General features: G+C 39.6%; 21 protein-coding genes. 2 read left to right on the top strand and 19 right to left on the bottom strand.

Translation table 11 applies throughout. The features are described from left to right. Nucleotides 1–36: 36 nt before the first annotated feature. The 8 genes from EDD58_RS04540 to ftsE all read right to left on the bottom strand — a co-directional run bounded on the left by EDD58_RS04540 (nucleotide 37) and on the right by ftsE (nucleotide 9,698). Nucleotides 37–1,194: a PDZ domain-containing protein gene (locus EDD58_RS04540; protein WP_131923659.1), complete on the bottom strand. Its 1,158-nt coding sequence runs from the start codon at nucleotides 1,192–1,194 to the stop codon at nucleotides 37–39. A 297-nt stretch (nucleotides 1,195–1,491) separates the two neighbouring features. After that, the gene (locus tag EDD58_RS04535; RefSeq protein ID WP_131923658.1) at nucleotides 1,492–2,961 is read right to left on the bottom strand and encodes a S41 family peptidase; all 1,470 of its coding nucleotides are present in this window, start codon (nucleotides 2,959–2,961) and stop codon (nucleotides 1,492–1,494) included. Between the two features lie 174 nt (nucleotides 2,962–3,135). Further along, entirely contained in the window at nucleotides 3,136–4,221 is a 1,086-nt protein-coding gene (locus EDD58_RS04530) for a peptidoglycan DD-metalloendopeptidase family protein (RefSeq protein WP_131923657.1), read from the bottom strand. 167 nt (nucleotides 4,222–4,388) lie between these two features. Further along, a complete protein-coding gene (locus EDD58_RS04525; RefSeq protein WP_131923656.1) occupies nucleotides 4,389–5,480 on the bottom strand; it encodes a murein hydrolase activator EnvC family protein in 1,092 nt (363 codons plus the stop codon). A 313-nt stretch (nucleotides 5,481–5,793) separates the two neighbouring features. Then, entirely contained in the window at nucleotides 5,794–6,858 is a 1,065-nt protein-coding gene (locus EDD58_RS04520) for a murein hydrolase activator EnvC family protein (RefSeq protein WP_131923655.1), read from the bottom strand. A 32-nt stretch (nucleotides 6,859–6,890) separates the two neighbouring features. Beyond that, nucleotides 6,891–8,051 (bottom strand): murein hydrolase activator EnvC family protein, encoded by a 1,161-nt coding sequence (locus EDD58_RS04515; protein ID WP_131923654.1) that lies wholly within the window; start codon nucleotides 8,049–8,051, stop codon nucleotides 6,891–6,893. A gap of 68 nt (nucleotides 8,052–8,119) precedes the next feature. Continuing rightward, on the bottom strand, nucleotides 8,120–9,025 hold the full coding sequence (gene ftsX / locus EDD58_RS04510; RefSeq protein ID WP_165875795.1) for a permease-like cell division protein FtsX: 906 nt from the start codon (nucleotides 9,023–9,025) through the stop codon (nucleotides 8,120–8,122). Further along, entirely contained in the window at nucleotides 9,015–9,698 is a 684-nt protein-coding gene (ftsE, locus tag EDD58_RS04505; protein WP_131923652.1) for a cell division ATP-binding protein FtsE, read from the bottom strand. Before ftsE ends, ftsX begins: the two co-directional genes overlap by 11 nt. Nucleotides 9,699–10,556: 858 nt before the next feature. Here ftsE and corA point away from each other — a divergent pair. Continuing rightward, the gene (corA, locus tag EDD58_RS04500; protein WP_131923651.1) at nucleotides 10,557–11,522 is read left to right on the top strand and encodes a magnesium/cobalt transporter CorA; all 966 of its coding nucleotides are present in this window, start codon (nucleotides 10,557–10,559) and stop codon (nucleotides 11,520–11,522) included. A gap of 17 nt (nucleotides 11,523–11,539) precedes the next feature. Next, on the top strand, nucleotides 11,540–12,376 hold the full coding sequence (locus tag EDD58_RS04495) for a polysaccharide deacetylase family protein (RefSeq protein ID WP_207903251.1): 837 nt from the start codon (nucleotides 11,540–11,542) through the stop codon (nucleotides 12,374–12,376). Between the two features lie 78 nt (nucleotides 12,377–12,454). Here EDD58_RS04495 and EDD58_RS04490 read toward each other — a convergent pair whose 3' ends face one another. The 11 genes from EDD58_RS04490 to secA form a co-directional block, all read right to left on the bottom strand. Further along, entirely contained in the window at nucleotides 12,455–12,889 is a 435-nt protein-coding gene (locus EDD58_RS04490; RefSeq protein WP_243648654.1) for a DUF350 domain-containing protein, read from the bottom strand. Between the two features lie 16 nt (nucleotides 12,890–12,905). Then, on the bottom strand, nucleotides 12,906–14,150 hold the full coding sequence (locus EDD58_RS04485; RefSeq protein ID WP_131923650.1) for a glutathionylspermidine synthase family protein: 1,245 nt from the start codon (nucleotides 14,148–14,150) through the stop codon (nucleotides 12,906–12,908). 5 nt (nucleotides 14,151–14,155) lie between these two features. Then, nucleotides 14,156–14,467, bottom strand: a complete 312-nt coding sequence (locus tag EDD58_RS04480; RefSeq protein WP_131923649.1) for a hypothetical protein — start codon at nucleotides 14,465–14,467, stop codon at nucleotides 14,156–14,158. Next, nucleotides 14,460–14,939: a hypothetical protein gene (locus EDD58_RS04475; RefSeq protein ID WP_131923648.1), complete on the bottom strand. Its 480-nt coding sequence runs from the start codon at nucleotides 14,937–14,939 to the stop codon at nucleotides 14,460–14,462. The genes EDD58_RS04480 and EDD58_RS04475 overlap by 8 nt, the downstream gene beginning before the upstream one ends. A gap of 54 nt (nucleotides 14,940–14,993) precedes the next feature. Continuing rightward, on the bottom strand, nucleotides 14,994–15,674 hold the full coding sequence (locus tag EDD58_RS04470) for a TerC family protein (protein ID WP_131923647.1): 681 nt from the start codon (nucleotides 15,672–15,674) through the stop codon (nucleotides 14,994–14,996). A 328-nt stretch (nucleotides 15,675–16,002) separates the two neighbouring features. Beyond that, the gene (locus EDD58_RS04465) at nucleotides 16,003–16,284 is read right to left on the bottom strand and encodes a hypothetical protein (protein ID WP_131923646.1); all 282 of its coding nucleotides are present in this window, start codon (nucleotides 16,282–16,284) and stop codon (nucleotides 16,003–16,005) included. A gap of 98 nt (nucleotides 16,285–16,382) precedes the next feature. Beyond that, a complete protein-coding gene (locus EDD58_RS04460) occupies nucleotides 16,383–16,721 on the bottom strand; it encodes a c-type cytochrome (protein ID WP_131923645.1) in 339 nt (112 codons plus the stop codon). A 35-nt stretch (nucleotides 16,722–16,756) separates the two neighbouring features. Then, nucleotides 16,757–17,584, bottom strand: coding sequence for a hypothetical protein (locus EDD58_RS04455; RefSeq protein WP_131923644.1), 828 nt, complete (start codon nucleotides 17,582–17,584; stop codon nucleotides 16,757–16,759). 76 nt (nucleotides 17,585–17,660) lie between these two features. Next, entirely contained in the window at nucleotides 17,661–18,449 is a 789-nt protein-coding gene (locus EDD58_RS04450; protein WP_243648653.1) for an enoyl-CoA hydratase-related protein, read from the bottom strand. A gap of 195 nt (nucleotides 18,450–18,644) precedes the next feature. Further along, nucleotides 18,645–19,758, bottom strand: a protein-coding gene (prfB, locus tag EDD58_RS04445) for a peptide chain release factor 2 (protein WP_131923961.1) whose coding sequence is annotated in 2 segments (ribosomal slippage) — nucleotides 18,645–19,685 and nucleotides 19,687–19,758 — 1,113 coding nt in all. Because the reading frame shifts where the segments join, the coding sequence is not laid out codon by codon here. Between the two features lie 164 nt (nucleotides 19,759–19,922). After that, nucleotides 19,923–22,463: a preprotein translocase subunit SecA gene (gene secA / locus EDD58_RS04440; protein WP_131923643.1), complete on the bottom strand. Its 2,541-nt coding sequence runs from the start codon at nucleotides 22,461–22,463 to the stop codon at nucleotides 19,923–19,925. Nucleotides 22,464–22,766 lie beyond the last annotated feature (303 nt).

Below are 22,766 nucleotides of genomic sequence, written 5' to 3'. Positions count from 1 at the left end.
ACTTTCTTTTTTTATTTAGTTTTGGTGTCTATAATCTCAGTTGGTCTGCATTGCTCTTTTCGATTGAAAATCCGGTGGATCGATCATTGTAGCTCCTACAACACCTAAATTACGAGGATCATTTTCATATAAAGCTTTTTGCATCATATGGCGGTTCATATTTCGATCTAAAACTTCACACTTACAAGTGGCGGATCGTTGGGTTGCTTCCTCGATATCTTGCATGGACTGGATCACTACCCCATTGATCCGTTGAATAATATCCCCTGTGCGGATCCCCATCACTTGGGCGGGGGAATTTGGGTGAACAGCAAGGACACGAATCCCATTTGTATCTGACACATACATGGGTTCCTTGCGATGCTCGTTCCAACGACTCCATTGATAAATCCCTTCATGCCCTCCGATTACCCAAAGAGTACTCAGCCATTTTCCAATCACTTGTTCTGAGAGAAAATAGAGAACCAACAGGACTGAAAAACCGTACAGGATTGTTAATGTAGATGCCAGTCTCCGTTGTCGTTCATTCGATTTAGACAAATTCACAAGCGAGTAGGACAAAAAAACAGGTAAGGGTAGCCAACCCACTTGAGAAGTAAGCATCAATGGTACCGGCCATCCTTTAGCAAGTAAAAAACCGTTCACCTGCTTTCCATCCCGATGTTTCGTTTGAACAGGGTGAATGCCACTTGCTCCATCTAAGCGAATCAAGATCCCTTCCATGATATGAAGCAAACCGACTAAAATCAGCCATTCTTCCATTGAAAATCGATGTAAAATCTCCCACCACTGTCCCCAAGGTGCTGTCAGAGGCACACTCCCGATCTGATTGACAAGCAAACTACAGACAGAGAGGATTCCAACTGAGTAAGCGATACAAGCAAATCGGATTCCAAACAAACTAAAGAGAAACGTCATCCCCCAAATCAGGTAGACTTCAGATAAATGAACATTCCAAGTCCACGTAGCAAATATTCCTGTACATAGAATCCCGGTAATGATCCCTAACAACCACATGCGTAAAACTAACGGGGTAGGTGCCTCGATTCTCACACCATATAGCTTATCCTCCTTATGGAGTAAACTGAGAACATGCATAATCGGTAGAGCCATTATCAAAGCAAATCCGGGCTGAGTAATCATCCAGCTCCAAGCTTTTGCTAAATGAAGTGAATCCGTCCAAAGCGAACCCAAATTCCAATCGCCTCCACAGAAAAAATACCCCCATATTTAAATCGCTTTGGGGGTATTTTCGACATCTAGCTGTTAATTCCTTGTATCTCTATATGAGCAATTTTAATGACATATGGATTTAGATCCCGTCGAGTCGCTATTTCTCTGTCTCACTCTCGGATCGAATCCGCAAAAGTCGTTCGTCAGAGAACCATCGCCCCTCCTAGGTTCATGATCAAGCCACCCGATTGGTCGAGTTTGTATCTTGATTGGATCTTATTATAAAGATCAGTCAAAGATTGGATGGTAAAGGCTTTTTTATTGAATTTTTTTCTTTAACACTTGGATTGCTACTTGTAGTTGAACATCATTTTTAGGATCTCGTTTTAAGTCATTCAAGGATTCTCTTAAGTGATCAGCCGTTTTGGGATCTAATTGACCCGTAACTGCGATATTTTTTGTTTTTTGGAATGCCTTCACAGCTAATTCTGTTTGCTGATCAAAGTATCCATCTGTTCGACCTGTTTTATATCCCAACGCTTCTAATACAATCTGTAATTGCTTAACCTCTACAGAGTTTTGATCCCTCTTGAGAGGTTGGTTTGGCTGTGGAGGAACCGCAGTCACATAATCAGGATATTTCACTGGAACGTCTGGTTTAATCCCTTTGGTCCCTCCATGTTGGTCAATCCAAGTACCTTTAGGAGTAAGCCATTTAGCGATGGTCAGCTTTAGATTACTTCCATCTGAGAAATCTCTTGCTGACTGAACCGTTCCCTTACCAAAGGTAGTCTCCCCAACGAGGGTATGACCGCCTGCCTCTTTCAACGCAGCAGCTAAAATCTCTGATGCACTAGCACTTCCCCGGTCAATGAGTACTGCAATGGGATAAGACTTTGAATCTTTATTTCCTTCTGCACGATATACCGTTCGTTTCCCACTTTTGTCCTCGGTCATTAAGACTACTTTATTATCAGGAACTAGCTCATCACACATTTTTAAAACAGTGGGTAGAAGTCCGCCTGGATTCCCTCGTACATCAATCACAAGCCCCTTCATCCCTTTTTGCTCTAAATTTTTCAGTCCTTTAGCAAAGTCAGTGGCTGTGTCTTCTGAGAATTGGCTGACCGTGATTCGTCCAATCTCATTGTTAATCATTTCTGCTTCCACAGTTTCTAAAGGAATCACATCACGAATCACAGTGATATTTAGAACATCCTGAACACCTGGGCGAACAATTTCTAGCTTTGCCTTTGATCCTTTGGGACCCCGAATTTTGCTGACGGCTTCATTCACATTCATTCCTTCAAGACTCTCACCGTTTACTTTAATCACTTGATCTTCTGGCTGAATCCCCGCTTTTTCGGCTGGGGATTCCTTAAAAGGAGAGACAATCGTTAACCTTCCGTTTTTCATCGTCACCTCGGCACCAATTCCCGTAAACGATGATTGAAGATCTGACTTGAACTGATTGGCTTGATTAGGGTCCATATATGCCGAATGGGGATCACCTAAGGCCCCTACCATTCCTTGAATAGCTCCGTCTATTAACTTTTGATCACTAACATCACGTACATATTGGGAACGAATCAAGTTATACGCTTCTTCAATTTTCTTAGAGTGATCATCGTAATTGGAGCTTGGACCTGGGGCAGATGTAGATAACAAGCTTCCATTGGAGAGTTGATCTAAAATCCCCCCACTTCCTACAATGACAGCCGTACCTAAGCTACTAAAAATCATTGTAATAGCAACGATAAATGCGACTGTCCGTCCGCGAAAATTCATGCTTCCACCACCTTTTGACTATTCCTTACCCAAAGGAGACAAGAATAGTCTTGTACATACCTAAATGTATGAAGTTTGTTGCAAAATTAGTCATCAGCCAAGTCAGAGAGTCCATCAGCCAGTGGCGAGATTTCACTCACAGTTTCTCTTTATATAATCTCATTAATTGATTACTTAACGCAAAAACATTTTTGGATCTGCAGAAGGTGGGTTATCCCCATGACCATAACGTAATTCAAAGTGTAAGTGAGGTCCTGTCGAATATCCATTATTTCCAATAGAGGTAATCTGCTCCCCTGCTTTTACTTCCTGCCCAACACGTACTTTCACTTGATGAGGGAAGCTATGTGCATATCGAGTGAAAACACGTTTTCCATTACGATCCCCATGATAAATCGTGATTAACCAGCCATAACCACTCGAAGCTTTACTAGAGACCACTACCCCATTGGCAGAAGCATAGATCGGGGTTCCAGTGGGTCCAGCATAGTCAATTCCCGCATGCATTTTTTTCGTTTTGAAAATCGGATGATAGCGATAACCATAGTCTGAGGTCATCGTTGCTTTGCTAGGACGTTGTAAAACTCCAGGGAATGGAAAGCGCAACTTCCCACTATGCCATTCTTTTAAGTTAATCTGAATGATCTCTTCTTCATGAAGCTCTTCAAATTCCTCAATTTTATTCAGATCTTTATTTTTTTCTGTCAGTTTTGCTTGTAGTTTCTTATAAGCTTCTTGAGCAATCTCTACCTGTTCGCTCTGTTTTTTAATTAAAACATCGTATTTGGCTTTCTCTTTTTTGACAGCCTCCACAGCAACTAACCGTTGTTCAACGATTGTATAATCGCGTTTAGCCATCAGGCGAATCGAATCAAAACGGTTAAGAAATTCATTAAATGATGGAGCAGATAATAATTGAGCCATATAGTTCGTCTCACCTTGTTCATAGAGACGTTTCATTTGTTCATTAAAAACTTTTTCTACCTCAGCTGCTTCATCTTCTTTTTGTTTTAATTGAATAGTGATGGGTTCAACTTCTTTTTCAATTTCTTTGATTTTCAGATCTGCTTCTTTCATCACTTTCAGTTGTTCATTCATTTCGCTATTCGTTTTGCTGATTTCATCTAAAACACTTTTTTTCTCTTCGCGAACTTTTTTTATCTTATCTCTAGCATCTTCAGCATGTGCGCCCTGGATTGGTAACATTGTAACTACTAGGGAAGTTGCAAGGGCAAATGTCAATATATTTCTCTTTACCATCTTTAGTAGTACCCCCTATGTTGCTGAAAAATCTATTCTTGTTGATCTACGATCGTAGATTTATCTGGTTTTAAATATATCGAGCTATGTTCTCTATTATATTTATAGAGAACATAGCTCGACGAACCCCTAAAATAGCTTTCCTTTTCTCTCAAGATAACCATTTATCAAAACCAGTTTCTAGGGTTTACTGCCGGAGCATGAATCCCATTTCCATATCGAACTTCAAAATGAAGATGATTACCTGTTGAGTCACCATTACTTCCAACCCCAGCAATGGTTTGACCTGCCATAACATCTTCCCCGACTCGAACCTTTATCTGTTTTCGCTCACTATGTCCATAGCAGGTAAATACACTTTTTCCATTCTTCTCACCATGATAAATGACTACCAACCAACCATACCCACTTGCTGGCTGACTCGCTACGACAACCCCATCAGTAGCTGCATAAATGGGTGTATTGTAAGGTGCTGCGAAGTCCATTCCCCTATGAGGACGCTTATATTTATAAATCGGATGTATTCGATTAAGATTAAATTCAGAATTAGCCTTTACATGAGATGGTACAGGCCATTGTAAACTTCCTGGATACGTCCGTTTTAGTTTCCCCTGTTTCCATTCGTAAAGATTAATTCGAATCAGCTCATCTTGATACATTTCGGAAAGATCTTCTAGCTTTGCAAGCTCCGCTTTCTTACCTTTTTGTTGTTCAAGTAGCTGTTGATAAGCTTGTTTCGATTTTTGAACCTGCTCGTCCATTTGATCGATGAGCTTGTCATACTTGGCTTTTTCCGTTTCGATCTGCTGGACAATCTCCATCCGTTTTTGTAACAACCGATGATCTTGCTTTACTACCATCCTAACTGAATCATAGCGATGAATAAAATCGGTAAATGTTTCCGCAGATAACAAATGGGATAAGTAGTTCATCTCCCCTTGTTTATAAGCCAAAGTAATACGGTCATGAAACAACTTTTCATACACCTTCGCATCTGCTTGAGCTTTGGTCAAACGCTCTTCAACAGGTGCCATAGTTATTTGAATCTTACTGATTTCATTCTCTGCTTGTTTCATCTGATCCACATATTTCTTCAGCTCGATGTTCTGTGCTGCGATCTCATCTAGCATATGATACTTCTTGTCACGTACAGCCATTAACTCTTCTTTTGATACTTTCTCGGCAAATACGGTATGAGGCATACCTAAGATTACTAGGAACATCAACACAAGACTAACTTTCAACCATGCAAACTTCACTTAGTCTCCCCCATTGAATAGATTTGCAGATCCATCAGTTCTTCTCATCTAGTTTGGCAAGTAGACTAGGAATGTCGATCTAGTTCGCACAACTAGATCGACCTCCTGCAAGTTTTGTACGATATTCCTAACCATTGAGAAAGCATCAACAAGTGAGTCAATATTACTAATTTAAGCCTACTAGACGACTCTTTCATCTATGATAGATAGAATCTAAATCTCTTACATGATTGGATATTAACCAATTCACATCTTCTTATAGGACTATAGAATCAAACGATCATTGTTGATCTAGCTTGAACTCTATGTATCACTATTTAATAAACTTCATAGGATCTTCAGGTCTTCCATTTCTATGAACTTCAAAGTGAAGGTGGGGACCTGTGGATCTTCCATTATTGCCAATCGCAGCGATTTTCTGTCCCTTCTGCACCTTTTGGCCCAGAGATACTGTCACTGTAGAGCGATACATATGAGCATACAGGGTGGAAAGACCATTCCCATGGTTAATGACTATATAGTAGCCATAGCCACCAGGATTATCTTTCATCAAAGTAACTGTTCCAGAGTCAGCTGCTATAATAGGGCTTCCTGTGCTTCCATTAGCAAGGTCAACCCCATCATGCGACCGACCATTTCTCCAACCAAATGGAGAAGTAAGACGTGTTCCTGGAGCAGGCCATGCAAATACCCCTGTACCATAATTCGCTACTTTTTTCATCGCAGCTTCACGAGCCAAACGATTCTTTTCGGCAATGGCTGCTTCAGCTACTTCTTCTTTTTTTTCTAACTGGTCAAGTTGGCTGTTATGCTTGTTTACAATAGCCTCTACTTCTTTATATTCTTCCTGTGCTTCAGCTAAGATCGGAGCTTGCTTCTCTTTCTCATCTTCTATCTTCTTTTTACTAGCCTCTACTTTTTCCTTGTAAGAGACATATTCATTCAAGACAGATTGTTCTTGTTGAGCAAAAAGACGGACTGATTCAAAGCGGTGTAAAAACTCACTAAACGTTCTCGCTCCTACAAGTTGAGAGAGATAGTGAGTCTCTCCATTCTCATACATTCGAACCACCATTTTATTAAACTTCTCTTGTTGTTGGTCTAAGTGAACTTGATTCTCTTCTAAATCTTTCATATGCTGGGCGATTTGTTGGTCAAAAGCGCTCACTTGCTTTTCAAGTTCTTCTAACTTTTTCTTCTTCTCATCATAGTCTGCTTTTACTTTCTTCAGATCAGCCTGAACCTTTGACTTATCGTTTTGGATCTCTTTAAGCTGGGACTCTGGGTTGTTAGTACCTGCCGCAAATACATGATCTGTGATCCAAGTTGAACAGGCTAGACTGACCGCCAAAGCCCCCGATAGTAGCTTCTTTTTCATCTTAGTCTCCTCCTGTCACTACTCGCTGATCTTTACCGAAAATAGCTCATGGGGTCCACGGGAGATCCACCTGTATGCACTTCAAAATGCAAATGTGGTCCTGTCGACCAACCATTACTTCCTACTTCAGCGATTACTTGTCCACGTTGAATCGTGTCTCCCTTTTTCACTTTCACTGTTTGGGCATACATGTGAGCATATAAGGTAGATAATCCATCACCATGATAAATGACAATGATGTAACCATAGCCATTGGAGGGACGAGCTTCAATCACTTCTCCAGGGGCAGCTGCTTTGATCGGTCTCCCCATAGGTGCAGCGATATCAATTCCTGCATGATTTTTGTATACCTTTTTAATTGGATGATACCTTGTACCAAAGCTAGAAGTTAACGTTCCACCATCTACAGGCCAATAGAACTTCCCACCTGTATATGTAGGAGTTCTTTCTCCTAGAAGCTCTCTCTCTCGTTCCCGTTCAGCCGCTTGCTTAGCAGCTTTTGCAATTAAGGCAGTCACTTCTTGACGTGCTTTCTCATTTTCCTCTTCCAACTCTTCGAGGTTCTCAGTAATGGATTGAATCTGTTCTTGATGTTGTTGGTGTTTCTTCGTGAGCTCTACATAAAGCCCTTGAGCTTTCTCTTTTTGTTGCTTCAATTCATCTAAATCTTTTTGATGATCCATCTGTGCTGATTGCAATCTTTTTGTCTCTTGTTCATATGAATCTAAGACACGTTGATCAGCTCGATTGATCGCTTGAATATCATGAAGACGTTGGAGAAAGTCTCCAAAAGAATTAGAAGAAATGAGAGTTTCTAGATAGAAGGTATCTCCTTGTAAGTAGATCGTTTTTAAGCGATCATTTAGAATCTCTCTACGTTGATTTAATTGTTTTTCGATTTGTTCTAATTGATTTTCTCCAGCAATCACCTTTTGCTGGAGATCGTACACCTTCTGGTCATAAGCTTGTAGTTTACTTTTGGTTTCATTTAGATAAGCTAGCAAATCCTTCTGATCACGTTGAGCCAAGCTCTTCTTTTTTTCTAGTTGTTGGATTTCTTTATCTCGTTCCTTGATGTCTGCTCTTTTCTGATCAATACTAGAGGAGTTTGCCTGTACTCTGCCTATTTCTAAAGGAAATAATGTAAATAGACAAGCAAAGATTAGTACAATGCTTAGAATCTTCTTTTTCACTCTAAACCTCCTCTGTGTAAATCAGTCGTGTAAATCTATTAAAAACCAAACTAAAGATTTGATCATGATTATATTTTTAAGAAACGACGAACGGAGATGATACTACCACTGCTTCCGATAATAACACCTAGTACGAAAATACTACCTGAGATCCATATTCCCAATGTCGTAACAGGCATTAATTTCAAAATAGCATTCGGTTCACCCGCACCAATAATGTCAAAAGCAAAGAAGTATAGAACGTTTACGAAGACTGTTGGTAAAATAGCCCCTACAACCCCGATAAAAGCTCCTTCGATTAGAAACGGCCAACGAATAAACCAGTTACTCGCTCCTACTAAACGTTGAATTTCAATCTCACGTTGACGTGCAATAATCGTCAATTTAATCGTATTTGAGATGAGGAAAGCAGCTAAAACGGCTAGACCCACTGCAAAGACCAGAAAAGCTACCGTAGCTACATCTGTAAATTCCAAGAGCTTATCCGTAATTCCTTCACCAAAGTTAACTTGATCAATTCCTTGACTTTGTAACTTTTCAATCTCTCCAGCTAATTGAGCAATTTGTTTTGGCTTTTCGGGAATGATCAAAACCATATCAGGTAGAGGATTTTTTGCGCCATCCATACCTGAGAAGAATTTCTCTCCATCTTCGCCCCATCCCTGTTTCATCTGGCGAAGTCCTTCATTTTTTGATACAAATTGTGCATCTTTCACACCACTAACCTGTTTGACTTGCTTGACTAGATCCTGCATTTCTGCATTACTCAATCCTGGGTTAATCGATGCACGGATTGCCATCTGTGTATCCAATTGTGCTGCCATAAACCGTACGTTAAACGCCATCGCTAAGAAAATACCAAAGATCAATAGAGTTACAGCTACGGCACTAATCGCTGAGAAGCTCATCCAAGCATTTCGTTTAACCCCACGATAAGCTTCTCGAATGTGACGAAGTAGGGTATCAATCTTCATAACCGTATTCTCCTCCCAACTCATCCCGTACGATTAGTCCTTGCTCAATAGCAATCACACGTTGTCGTAGGGTGTTAACCACTTCTTTATTGTGTGTCGCCATGACCACCGTAGTGCCACGTTTATTGATCTCTTCTAATAAATACATGATATCCCACGAATTCTCGGGATCCAGGTTTCCAGTAGGCTCGTCCGCAATAATAAAGTTAGGGTTATTGACAATCGCTCGCGCAATAGCTACCCGTTGTTGCTCTCCCCCAGATAATTGAGAAGGAAGAGCATTCATACGATCTGCTAGACCAACTAACTCTAGTACTTCTTGAACACGTGGTTTAATTTTCCGTTTAGGAGTTTCTACAGCTTCCATCGCAAAAGCGACATTTTCATAAGCGGTCATATTAAGTAGTTTAAAATCCTGGAATACAACACCGATTTTGCGTCTAACGTGTGGGATTTTCCAATCTCGAACCCGTTTCACGTTCACACCATTGATTAGTACAACCCCATGTGTTGGTTTTTCTTCTCTGTACATCAACTTAATAAATGAGCTTTTTCCAGCTCCACTTGGACCCACAACATACACAAATTCACCAAAATCGATTCGAACATCGATTCCACGAAGAGCTTCTACACCGTTCTTATATACCTTCCACACATCATGCATCTCAATCACAAAATCACCTTCCAGGTCAGCTTTGCTAGATTCTGTTGAGTTTGTTATCCAGTTCTTCTTTACCCTCATTGATGTTTCGATCAACTAGATTAAGATATTCTCTCCGAAAACATCGATCAGAGTTGTTTCATTTAGTTAGCCATTTTTAAAAAACATTATTAAGTAATAAATCGGTAATCTATCTCTATATTAGATAATAGTAACAAAAATAGGATTAAACTTCACCCAATTAGGCAAAGAAATTTATTTACCAAGTGCTCTTTTTACACCCTCAAGCACTTTTCTATTATATCATCACCTCTTCATTTGCCTAGGTTTATGTTTTTCAAATCATAATTTATTCACAATAGGAATATCTGACATTTTTAATGTATAATTTTATAACTAAGAAGAATATTTTATGTGAATTGACAGGAAATTGAAATAGTGGTTGATACTTTCTTTGAATCAAAGTCACTTAGCTCGTTTTATATCTATACATTCGTAAGCCATTTAAATTTTGAGTCATTTTATAGCACAATTTCGCTAAAAATATTCATTCAACTCTATTAAAACCCCATATGAGCCTTTTTAGTCACATATAGATCTAAATCTCATTAGGTCACTCTCACTCTCGGATCGGATCCGCAAAAGTCGCTACTCATCAGAATAATCTCCCTCCTAGGTTCATTGAATCAAGCTATCTAATTTCTAATTTATTTAAGTTGTTTTGCTCAAATTGAGTTAAAAGTTATTTTAAAATAGTAGGAAATATCGATCAGGTCGATGTATAATAAAATTTATCCTCTAGTATGAGTAATAAAATTATATATTACTCCGATTAAAGGTTCATTTTGAAGGAAGGGAGGTCATCAGAGGGTGATCCGAAGTATTGCTTTTACGAAAGACCATCAAATATTGGAAAATCTTCAAGTTGAAGCACTTCAAAATCCAGAGATCCTTTGGTACTGGGTAGATTTCAATATGCCCACTTCTGAGGAGGCTTCAGAATTAGAGAAGTTTAACTTTCACCCTTTAGCCATTGATGACTGTTTATACTATTTACAACGTCCCAAATTAGATTACTATGATTCATACGCTTTTTTTGTGCTTCATGCCTTAAACCCTCATACTGGTCAAGCTCAAGAGCTAGATTTATTTATGGGATCTAATTATGTGGTTACTTTTCATCATGAAGAACTTGTTGAAGTTGATCTAGTCTTTGACCGAATCAAAACAGAGTCTGCTTTACACTCTTCAGGCGTCTCTTATATTACATACAAGTTGTTGGATAAGTTAGTTGATTATTATTTCCCTATTGCGCAACAGCTCGAGGATCGTGTAGCCGATATGGAGGTAAAAACAGGGGGAACTCAACAGAAAGTTCATCTACTTATGAACGAAATTTTTTCTATTCGTCGGCAACTCTTGAAGTTACGACATACCATATGGCCGATGCGTGATCTGATGTACCGAATTCTGAACTCACATCGACTCCAATTATCTACTGAAGAGAAGCACTTATATCAAGATATCCATGATCATATAGAAAAACTAGCTTCAATGATCGATTCAACCCGTGAGGTGACAGCAGATATCCGTGATCACTACTTATCGATCAACTCCAACCGTATGAATTCAGTCATGATGACCTTAACAGTGATCACCACTATTTTCATGCCACTTACCTTTATTGCAGGAATCTATGGAATGAATTTCGAGTGGATGCCTGAGTTAACATGGACATATGGATATTTTTTCATCCTTGGACTGATGGGCACAATCGCTTTTGTGATGTATCTTTGGTTTAAGAGAAAGGGTTGGTTTGAACAAGATGAACCCTAAGTAAAGAGGTAAGAACTATGAAAAAACCACTCATGATCCTTCTTTTTTCAACAATGCTCTGGGCCAGTGGCTGTCAAGAAACAGAATCAGCTACTTCTCAGAGCGTCAATCCACCTGCCCAACTGTCAGAGGCTGCCACTGCTTCTGCTGAACAATTAAAAGAACAGGCGAAGTCAATGGCTGAAAACCAAACACCTACGGAGTGGGGTCCCAATGTTTCAGGAGTCATTCAACGGCTTCCTACATCTGAAAAAGTGATCGCCTTGACCTTTGATGCTTGTGGCGGAGAGCATGGAAGCAAGTATGATCAAAAGCTTATTGATCATCTAGTTGAAGAAAAAGTACCTGCTACACTTTTTGTTAACTATCGCTGGATCGAAGCGAATGAAGAGATTTTTATGGAGTTAGCAAAAAATCCTTTATTTGAGATTGAAAATCATGGTACTCAACATCGTCCCTTATCTGTGACAGGTAAATCGATCTATGGAATCCAAGGAACCCAGAACATCGATGAAGTGATTGACGAAGTAACCAAGAATGAAGAAAAAGTATTTCAATTAACAGGTCGCAAGCCAAAGTTTTTCCGGGCTGGTACCGCTTATGTCGATGATGTCTCTGTACAAATCACTGAGAAATTAGGCGAACAGATCGTTAATTACGACATCATTGGAGATGCTGGCGCAACATTTTCTGCTTCACAAGTAGAGAAAGCTATGTTAGAGGCAAAGCCTGGTTCTATTGTGCTTCTCCACTTTAACCAACCAAGTCAAGGAACGGCTGAAGGATTAATCAAAGCGATTCCTCAACTCAAAAAACAAGGATTTCAATTTGTAAAATTAGAAGATCATCTTTAAGGAAATTAGACCTAGTGATCTAAGATCACTAGGTCTAATTCTTTAACACTACCAATCATTCAGCTATGTTTCACCATTCTAATAACTAATTAAAGCAGCCATTAGTAAACCCGTAGCGATACTAAGCCGGGAAGAAAAAACGGCAACTGCAATATTACCCTTAGGAATTTCAGAAATAACACTAAAGGGAGCCAATAAATTAAACAAGAAGAAAACCACGATCTGGAAAATAATACCCAGCCCACCCCAGATCAATAAATCAAGTAGATTGACTGAATTGTAGATCGCTGAGGCGACTACGATGGTCAGTCCTAATATTTTTCCTCCTAAATCATGAGCAGCTGCCTTTGCTGCATTGATTTTTACTGGATCACTCGTATCTGCTCCTTCACGAATGATCTGATATTCCTTATAAGGAGTAGTAAAAATAAAAACAAGTAAGCCCACAAGAAGTAAAGGAAAAGACACTCCTAGATACATGACAAAACTTAACATCGCATCTACTTGGGTCAAATGGATCCCCCCTTTATTACTGATTTAAACCAATCGGTAGAAAATATGAGAGATTCCCCGTAATATTGTGATCCACACGAGCTATAATCGCAGAGGCTTGTCCACCAATTAAAAATGAACCCCACAAAAGCTTCCCTTGGTAGATCCCACGTTTGGTTTCTACTTCAACATTTTCTAATGGAGCCAATTGTTGATAGATCATCATTTGGTCCCAATATTGATCCTCTATATCTTGTTCAATAACTCTTCCATCTCGTTCAAATAAAGTTACAGCTCCTCCTTCTCTCCCAAAAATCGGTTTACGAACATAAGATATTTTCCCATGAAAAGGATTTTCTAGATAAGTAGGTAGCATATAAGTTCGAATAATAGAGTGTTCCTCCTCAGTAAAAAACATCCCTGTCTCATGTAAACTCCAGATCAAAGCTTGCATCGCCTTTGTTTGAGAAAGAAAAGCACTAGGTGGATTAATTAAAGCTAGCTTTTTCTTAGCCACTAGCTGTAAAACATGAGCCCCTGTAGGATATCCATCTAGATCAGATTCATCAGCTAGAATTTCTAACGCATGGAGACGATACAAAAGGTCGATCGGTATATTTCCCCTTTGCGGATCTAATGCAAAAAGTTGATCACCATGGATCGCTAAGGAAGAGAGGGGAATGAATGAAGCTGACAGCCCCGACTGCTCCATTAAGTATTTCGTCGTACCCGCATCCTCTTCATGCCAATCCAAAGAGCTAAAGAAAATGGAGTCGGTTGGCATTCCCATCTTTTGATATTCAGAGATAAGCCGTTGAAAAGCAACTGCAAAATGCTGATTTAAATGCTGGTTTGGATCCAGGTAACCAAAGAATTCACAAGCCTTACCATTTACATAAAAAGACTCCACAATCCCTGTTGGTGTATCGCTGTTAAATTCTAACATCTTTAACCCTTCAGGGGTGTGCGCAAAATCAAACCTTCCAATTATCGTTGGTAATTCCGGTAAGATTGTAAAGCGAACAGCTTGTCTAACCTCAAGTGGAATCCCTAGCTCTTTCAGCAACTCATCTGAACTATGTTGAACCACTTGAGTTGTTCGAGCAAAAATCTGTCCTAACTTTTCTGTAGCAAATGCTATTTCTTTACGAAATGCCGATGATACGTGATGAATGGAAGCAAGTGCATACTCTTGCTGATACATCGTATCCCATGTAAAAGTTCCTTTCTCACGTAATGGTGAATAAATCGCCTCCCTACGTTCGCAATATGAACGGAGCAAATAAATCAACCCCCACTACTTGATCCTGAACCTAAACCCTTTTTATAATTACTTGAGTCAGAAACTAGACTACTATTATCTTTCAGATAAGCAAATCTCTTTCCATTTAAAACCACATAGTTATTGCTATCATATGTGCTTCCGTCATCGTCACAATATTTGTCAAAGTCATCATCAAAGCATAGATCTTCCAGATCTACTTCATCGTCACAACCAGTTAAAGGGACCACTAACATCGAGGCAGCAAACAACCCCACTAAACGCTTACTTTTTTTCTTTTCTCTCGCCTCTGTCTCTGAATTTAACTGTTTATTCATGTTGCCCCCCTTTAATGAAAGATCCTGTAGGTTGAGCATAATAAACGTATACTTTTCTATTTTCATCAACTTCTGTCGATGTTTTCTCCCATTCAAGACCATTGATCTCGACAAAATGACTCATCAAAAATAGGAGTGAATCTTGAAAATCATGAAAATGTTTTTTTAATACAACGGGATAATTACTTTGCTCTTCATGATACTGCCGCACTTCTACTCGAATTCCAATCCAATCAGGTAAAAATACTAAACCTTGATCCTCAACCTGTTCCTCTGGATCTTCAACAACGTATATCACATAAGTATCATCCATCGTGCATGCACTAGAGGTTTTCTGGTAAACTTTACGTCCTTTGACAAAGTAATCACAACAAAAGCGAAGAGAGATTTCAGCTTTGCTTATATCACGATATTGGCTAACTAAAGGGAATTGATTCAGCTCATCTAGAAGCCGATATTCTAATTTAGGCAAGCAATCATTCCCCTCCTGCAATCATATGATAACTATTTCTAATTGCTTTTTTCTCTAACTAGTAGGAGCTGTTTTTCTTTTATTTTTTGCCCATATTCCAACAAGTAAGACAACCGCAATCACACAGATCATAAATCCGTATTTTAACCAATCATTTTCGGCGAAAAAAGTGGCTAGTATTTTTTCGTCAGTAATCATTTTCGCAGCCGTAAAAGCTAATACACCTGAGCCGATATATAAAACAACTGGGAATTTCTCAATTAACTTAATAAATAATGTACTTCCCCAAACAACAATCGGAACACTTACCAATAAACCGATAACGACAAGGCTCCAATGTTGGTGACCAGCTCCCCCAACCGCAATGACATTGTCTAACCCCATCACAGTGTCTGCAATGACAATCGTTTTGATCGCTACCCATGTGCTTTTTCCTGCCTGTACCTCATCATGACCTTTTTCTTCAGTCAATAATTTGTAAGCGATCCAAATTAAAAGTACCCCACCAATTAACAAGAGTCCGGGGATTTTTAACAACCATACAACGACTAAGGTTGCTAAGATCCTTACAATAACAGCACCAGCAGTTCCCCAGAAAATAACTTTCTTCTGTTGAACTTTGGGAAGATTACGAGCAGCCATTCCAATGACAATCGCATTGTCACCACCTAATACGAGGTCAATGACAATAATCGTGATCAAAGCCGTGAAATAATCCGCCGAAAAAAGTTCCACACTTCACACACCTTTCATTTTTCACCTTAAGATTAAGTACTTGTTGTAACGTTTCAGTAAAATGAAATTCAATGCAACAAGCCCTTTAATTAATATAACCAAGAAACAAAAAAGACCTTTACTTTTTCACAGAAAAAAAGTAAAGGTCTTGCTAACAACATAAAAATGTTGCCAACAAAGCCGGGGTGGTTACCCGTAATGACGACTTTGCTGTCTCAGCTACTCCCCTTTAATAAGGAAACTATTCATCTCTTGATTACATAAATCTATAATAAAGTTGAACAGTGCTAACCGTCAACCCTTTTTTAAAGAGTCATTAATATCAGAACTACTCACGAACCCATGCTTCATTTTGAAAAATATGTCCTTGAAAGTCCCCTAATTCCTCTCCATCTTCACTTATTAAATAGAGTTCTAGGGAACGAATCTGGTCATCTAGATCAGCCGAGTACTGATCCAAATTTGTCAGACGAAAATCTTCATCAAACAAAGGGCGAAACTGCTCAAAATCATCTGTTGGCATAAAAAGACAGTATATGTATGGGAAATCACGTTCGCACTCTTCTAATCTTCCCAGAGTCATCTCACCATGTTTCAAATAGAAAACCACCCAATAACCCTCCTTTGTTTTCTCAGAATCCTAGGATCCAGAAAAATAAAACAAGGAAACCCCCAACACTGGTCTCCTTGTTTTCACAACAGAAAGCATTATTTTTTCTCGGCTAACCATGCAGATAATTGATCCCGATCTTCATCTGATAATTGGGATTGAGCAGGCATACTGTTTACCCCATTTTTGATGATGTCAGAGATCTGTTGTTGATCCATTTTGCTTCCAATTTTATCAAGCGCAGGTCCTACGCTCCCTTGCAAATTGCCACCATGACAACTGGAACAGTTATTTGCGTAGATTTCTTTTGGTTCCATCGCAACAGTCTTGCCAGTATCTTGTTTGTCTTGATTAGACTGTTGGTTTGGTTGTGGGTTACAACCCACTAATGCTGTTAATGTGAACGCAGCTGCCATACCCAAAGCTAGTTTTTTCATAAATACAACACTCCTTTGATAAAAATGTGGGAATCCTAGCGATCATGCATATTTTTGCTAGGAGGACGTCTTTTGGAACGACTGGGCAATTCTCTGGGTCGAGTTTGCGTTGATGATGAATGACCACCATAGCCTCGACCTGTTCGGTTAGGTAATCCACCCATGCGACTGGGTATACCAGATTCCGTTGCGCTATTGCCCATTGCGCTTTCCTGAGCTTTACTTGGTGACTTGAGCTCTCTTTCTGTCAACTGAGGCTGATTTGAAGGCATTTCACCTTCCCCTTCCTCTTCCCCCCGCTCAGGACTTAATAAACTTTTTTTGTACAAATGTCGACTGGTAGGTGGATCTTGATTGGGATCCAACTCCTCCGGTTGGACTTGAGATGAAGTAGGAGAAAGTCGACTCTTCGAAGAGACAGATTCCTCTTGGACCATATCTTTTTTCAAATGAGACCTAGCTGAGGATACCTGTTTTTTCTTCTCATCTTTTACCATAGCAGATTCTGTATCACGTTTGATGGTTGGATTGGGTCTAGAATCTGACAAAATTGGAGTTAGGATGATTTCCTTATCTTCATCTGGTATTACTTTTACCCCTTTTTTCGGTCTTTCTTTCACAGGATGTAAATGTTGCAATTCTTTTTTTCGTTTTTCCCTCTCCAGAGCATTTCTACGTACTTTTTCTACCGATATTTTCCCGAAATCTTCACCAGCTAAATGTCCTTCAGTGAACATTTGGTCCAGTTCTTCCACTTCGCGGGCTCTTTTTTTACCAACAAGTACACTAATCACAATGATAAGAATAACTAGAAGTATAGCGATTCCGATCCACACGATAGGGTTTTCCAGTAATAAATCCAATTCGGTAGCCTCCTTTACTTTCACTTTTTATTTTTAGCTCAAAACATGTGGAGGCCGGCGATTGGCCGGCCTAATGTTATTTCCCTTTAAACTGTGGGGATTTTTTTGCTAAGAAAGCATCCATTCCCTCGATCCGATCCTCAGTATTAAAAGACAGACCAAAGTACGAAGCTTCCATTTGTAAACCTGTCTTTAAGTCAGCTTCAGCCCCATAATTAATTGCTTTTTTTGTTAGATGCAGAGCAACTGGTGCTTTTTGTGCTAGTCGCTTGGCAAGTTTTTTAGCTTCTTCCAAAAGATCAGCCGCTGGAACTACTTTTTGAACTAAGCCCATCCGTAGAGCCTCTTCGGCTGAAATCATATCACCAGTCATACATAAATATTTAGCTGTATGTTTTCCTATAGCACGTGACAGACGTTGGGTTCCCCCATACCCCGGGATCACACCTAGATTCACTTCAGGTTGTCCAAAACGAGCATGATCTGCAGCAAGAAGAATATCACCACTCATGGCAAGCTCACAACCACCACCTAATGCATACCCATTCACTGCCATAATCACAGGCTTAGCTAACTCTTCGATCCGTGTAAAAATACTTTGTCCTAGGATTGCTAGCCTTTCCGCCTCTACAGCAGACGGAACTTGGCGAAGTTCAGAAATATCTGCACCTGCAACAAATGCTTTCTCTCCTGCTCCTGTAATGATCAGTGCACGTACAGCTTCCTGATTCTCCACCCAATCAATGGCTTCACTTAGTTCTTCTAATAATTCTTTACTTAAAGCATTTAATACTTTTGGACGAGATAGTGTAAGCATACACCAGTCGTCCCCTTGCTCTAGTTGGATATGTTTCCAGTTGGACACAAACGGTCACCCACCTTTGTACCTTTGTGTAAGCAGATCTCCATAGAGAGACTTCATTCAATGGATTTTGCCCATTTTATGTAAGCATTCTCTATATAGGTTTTACAATTCACATGGTTTGTTTTTCATGCCAACATTTCCCCTTCTGCTTCAAGAGGTGTTTTTCCTTCAAAAAGCTAAAAAGTTCACAAACTGTTATGCTTTTCTGTTCATCTGCATCTTTAAATAAGCTTCAATAAATGGGTTGATCTCTCCGTCCATAACTGCTTGAACATTTCCAATCTCAACTTGTGTGCGATGATCTTTCACCATACTATATGGGTGAAACACATATGAACGAATTTGATTACCCCAACCAATTTCTGTTTGTTCACCTTTGATCGCACTCAACTCTTTTTGCTGCTCCTCCAACATACGTTCATACAGACGAGCTCGCAAAATTTTCATAGCTCGTTCCCTATTTTTAATTTGGGAACGTTCCGATTGACAAGTAACCACTATATTTGTAGCCAAATGGGTAATTCGAACAGCAGAGTCTGTCGTGTTTACATGCTGTCCCCCTGCACCACTAGAACGGTAAGTATCTACTTTAATCTCTTCAGAACGAATCTCTACATCCACATCATTATCGATTTCTGGCATAACGTTAGCTGAGACAAATGAAGTATGCCTTCTTCCTGAGGAATCAAAGGGGGAGATCCGCACTAAACGATGGATTCCTTTTTCCGCTTTCAAATATCCATAAGCATTTGTGCCCTTAATCAGTAGCGTAACACTTTTAACCCCAGCCTCATCACCGGGTAGAAAGTCCAAAGTTTCCACTTTATAACCTGAACGTTCAGCCCACCGGGTGTACATCCGAAGCAACATTTCTGCCCAATCCTGTGACTCTGTTCCACCAGCTCCTGGATGTAGCTCAAGAATCGCCGAATTTCGATCATAAGGTTCACTTAGGATCAAACCTAACTCAAAGGAATCTATTTCTTTTTTGAATGAACGAATTCCTTTAACTAGGTCTTGAAGCAATGTTGGATCTTCTCCCTCTTCAGCAATCAACTCTAACATTAATTGATGCTCTTCTTGTGTTTCTTCTAGAGAAATGAGTCCCTCTACTTGCTCCTTGAGATGTTTCATTTCTTCAATCACTTTTTGGGCTTCTGATTGATCATCCCAAAAGTTAGGTGCAGACATTTTTTCTTCAAGTGTATGGATTCTAGCTTGTTTGCTATCGAGGTCAAAGAGACCCCCTGAGATCAGCCAAATGGGTGGCTGTATTTTTCAGTTCTTGTTTGATTTCATTTAATTCCATGTACATGTCACCTCGATCTTTAGTCATACAAATCGATCCAACCTCTATTGGATCACTGTTAAAAAAAGAAATCATTGGAGAAGTAGATCCCCTCAACGGTCGATCATATTACAACTTTTCAAGTCTAAGCAAAGGGAAAAAGGGGGAAAATCACATCCCCCACCTTATGATTCCGCTTTGCCTGATTTTTGACAGCAGTTTTTATATTTCTTTCCACTTCCACAAGGACAAGCATCATTGCGTCCTATTTTATCTGTGCGACGAATGGGTTGTTTTTTGGGCTTCTCTTGCTCGCTGGAAGTATCACCAGAATTGGCTGTTGCATTAATCGCTACTTCTTCACGCTCAAGCTCTTCTTCCTCAGTAACTACTGATTTCATCACATACTTGGTAACCTCTTCTTGAATTTCTTGAACCATCTCTTCAAACATTGCAAATCCTTCAAATTGATAGGCACGAAGTGGATTATCCTGACCATAAGCTCTTAAATGAATACCTTGACGAAGTTGTTCCATAGCATCAATATGATCCATCCATTTGCGGTCAACGGTCCGTAAAACAACAACTTTAGAGAATTCTTGTAACCGTTCGTTCCCAATCTCTTCAGCTCGTTCTTCATAGTGCTTTTCCACTTCATTGTAGATCAATTGGATCATTTCTTCAGGCTCAAGACCTTCAAAATCATCTTCATCCAGATAATCCTCCGGCAATAAGTTAGCCTCTACATAATCTTCAATCGCTTCAAGATCCCACTCTTCTTCCAACTCATCTTTGGGAGTATGTGCTTCAACAATCTGAGTGATGGTATTCTTAGCCATATCAAGTACTACATCCTTCAGATCCGTGCTTGTTAATACTTCCCTGCGTTGCTTATAGATGATCTCTCTCTGTTGATTCATCACATCATCATATTGTAAAACCCAACGACGAGCATCAAAGTTGTTACCTTCCACCTTTTTCTGGGCATTGGCAACCGCTTTAGTAAACATTTTTCCTTCAATCGGCTGGTCTTCCGGAAGACCTAGTCGTTCCATCATGTTTTGCATATTCTCAGAGCCAAATCGGCGCATGAGTTCATCCGTAAAAGAGAGATAGAATTGAGATGAACCTGGGTCACCTTGACGCCCTGACCGTCCACGTAACTGATTATCAATCCGTCTACTTTCATGTCTTTCCGTTCCGATGACATGAAGTCCACCGATTTCTGCCACACCTTCTCCTAACACGATGTCAGTCCCACGCCCCGCCATATTGGTTGCAATGGTCACTGCTCCGTATTGACCCGCTTGCGAAATAATATCTGCCTCTTTTTCATGGTTTTTCGCATTTAATACTTGGTGTGGCACTCCATGTTTCTTTAACATTCGAGAAAGCTTTTCGGAGTTTTCAATGGAGACAGTTCCCACAAGACAAGGTTGCCCTTTTTGATGGCGTTCTACAATCTCCTCGACAGCAGCTCTAAACTTTGCCTCTTCATTCTGATACAAAACATCAGATAAATCGACACGCTGCATCGGTTTGTTAGTAGGAATTTGAATAACATCCATGTTATAAATTTTACGGAATTCCTCTTCTTCCGTTTTAGCCGTACCTGTCATTCCAGACAGCTTACTGTACATACGAAAATAATTTTGCAAAGTAATCGTTGCAAGAGTCATACTTTCATGTTGAACTTGCAAGCCTTCTTTAGCTTCAATCGCTTGATGCAACCCATCACTGTAACGACGTCCATACATCAGACGACCCGTAAATTCATCAACAATGACCACACCATCTTCGTTGACTACATAGTTTTGATCTCGTTTCATTAAAGAATGTGCTTTAAGTGCCTGCTGAATATGATGATTTAAGTTAATATTTTTAGCATCATATAAGTTATCTACACCTAAAAATGATTCAACTTTTTTCACACCATCTTCAGTTAAAGCAACCTGTTGCGTTTTTATATCTACCGTGTAATCATCTTCATTTTTGAGTCGCCGAACTACTTGATCCGCCGTGTAATATAAATCAGTAGCCTTATTGGCTTGTCCACTAATAATTAATGGTGTCCGTGCCTCATCGATTAAAATACTATCTACCTCGTCGATGATCGCAAAGTTTAATTCTCGCTGGGTTAACTGCTCTGGGTAAAGAACCATATTATCACGTAAATAGTCAAATCCAAACTCATTATTTGTCCCATAAGTGATATCCGCTTGATAAGCTGCTCGTTTTTCCTCTGGAGACATAAATGGAAGGTTTAAACCTACAGTAAGTCCTAAAAACTCGAATATTTTCCCCATCTGTTCGCAGTCCCGCTTAGCTAGATAATCGTTCACTGTAATGATGTGAACACCTTTACCTTCTAAAGCGTTCAAATAAGCTGGCAAGGTAGAGACCAGTGTTTTCCCTTCCCCCGTCTTCATTTCGGCAATATCACCATGATGCAAAACCATCCCACCAACTAATTGAACACGGAAATGACGCTCATTACGAACCCTTTTTGCTGTTTCTCTTACAACAGCAAAAGCCTCAGGTAGAAGGTCATCCAGGGATTCACCCTTCTCCAAGCGTTGCTTGAATTCCTCCGTTTTACTACGTAGTTCATCATCTGAAAGATCAACTAGCTTAGGTTCTAAAGCATCAATCTCATCTGCAATCGCAAAAAACTTCTTCACTTGACGATCATTTGAATCAAATAATTTCCGAAGGGTATTTAACACCTTCATCATCCTCCTCTAGGGACGGAATTAAACTTGCCCATTTATGAGTTAGCAATAATCACATCAATCATTTATTTCTTGATTCCATGTTTCACTGTTCGTTGGAATTGTTGCAAACGCTCAGATTTCATAAATAACTAATTAATAGTTTATCAAAAAAAACCCGCTTTTTCACTTTTTCCTTGATTTACTTATCGAAAGAGAAGCTTGCCATTGATCCTAATCATGAATGACCAGTGTGTGCTTCATAACTCCTTTAAGAAGAAGTTGGGTTGTCCTGACTATTTTTAAAATAGTTGGGAA

It is taken from the genome of Hazenella coriacea (assembly GCF_004341825.1).
Classification (GTDB): Bacteria; Bacillota; Bacilli; order Thermoactinomycetales; family Thermoactinomycetaceae; genus Hazenella; species Hazenella coriacea.
This window is presented reverse-complemented; position numbering and strand designations above follow the sequence as displayed.

Bases quoted from the DNA above. Each gene is read 5' to 3' on its own strand.
- EDD58_RS04535 (WP_131923658.1), bottom strand. From the start codon at position 2,961: ATGAATTTTCGCGGACGGACAGTCGCATTTATCGTTGCTATTACAATG.
- EDD58_RS04530 (WP_131923657.1), bottom strand. From the start codon at position 4,221: ATGGTAAAGAGAAATATATTGACATTTGCCCTTGCAACTTCCCTAGTA.
- EDD58_RS04520 (WP_131923655.1), bottom strand. From the start codon at position 6,858: ATGAAAAAGAAGCTACTATCGGGGGCTTTGGCGGTCAGTCTAGCCTGT.
- ftsX (WP_165875795.1), bottom strand. From the start codon at position 9,025: ATGAAGATTGATACCCTACTTCGTCACATTCGAGAAGCTTATCGTGGG.
- EDD58_RS04495 (WP_207903251.1), top strand. From the start codon at position 11,540: ATGAAAAAACCACTCATGATCCTTCTTTTTTCAACAATGCTCTGGGCC.
- EDD58_RS04480 (WP_131923649.1), bottom strand. From the start codon at position 14,467: ATGAATAAACAGTTAAATTCAGAGACAGAGGCGAGAGAAAAGAAAAAA.
- EDD58_RS04460 (WP_131923645.1), bottom strand. From the start codon at position 16,721: ATGAAAAAACTAGCTTTGGGTATGGCAGCTGCGTTCACATTAACAGCA.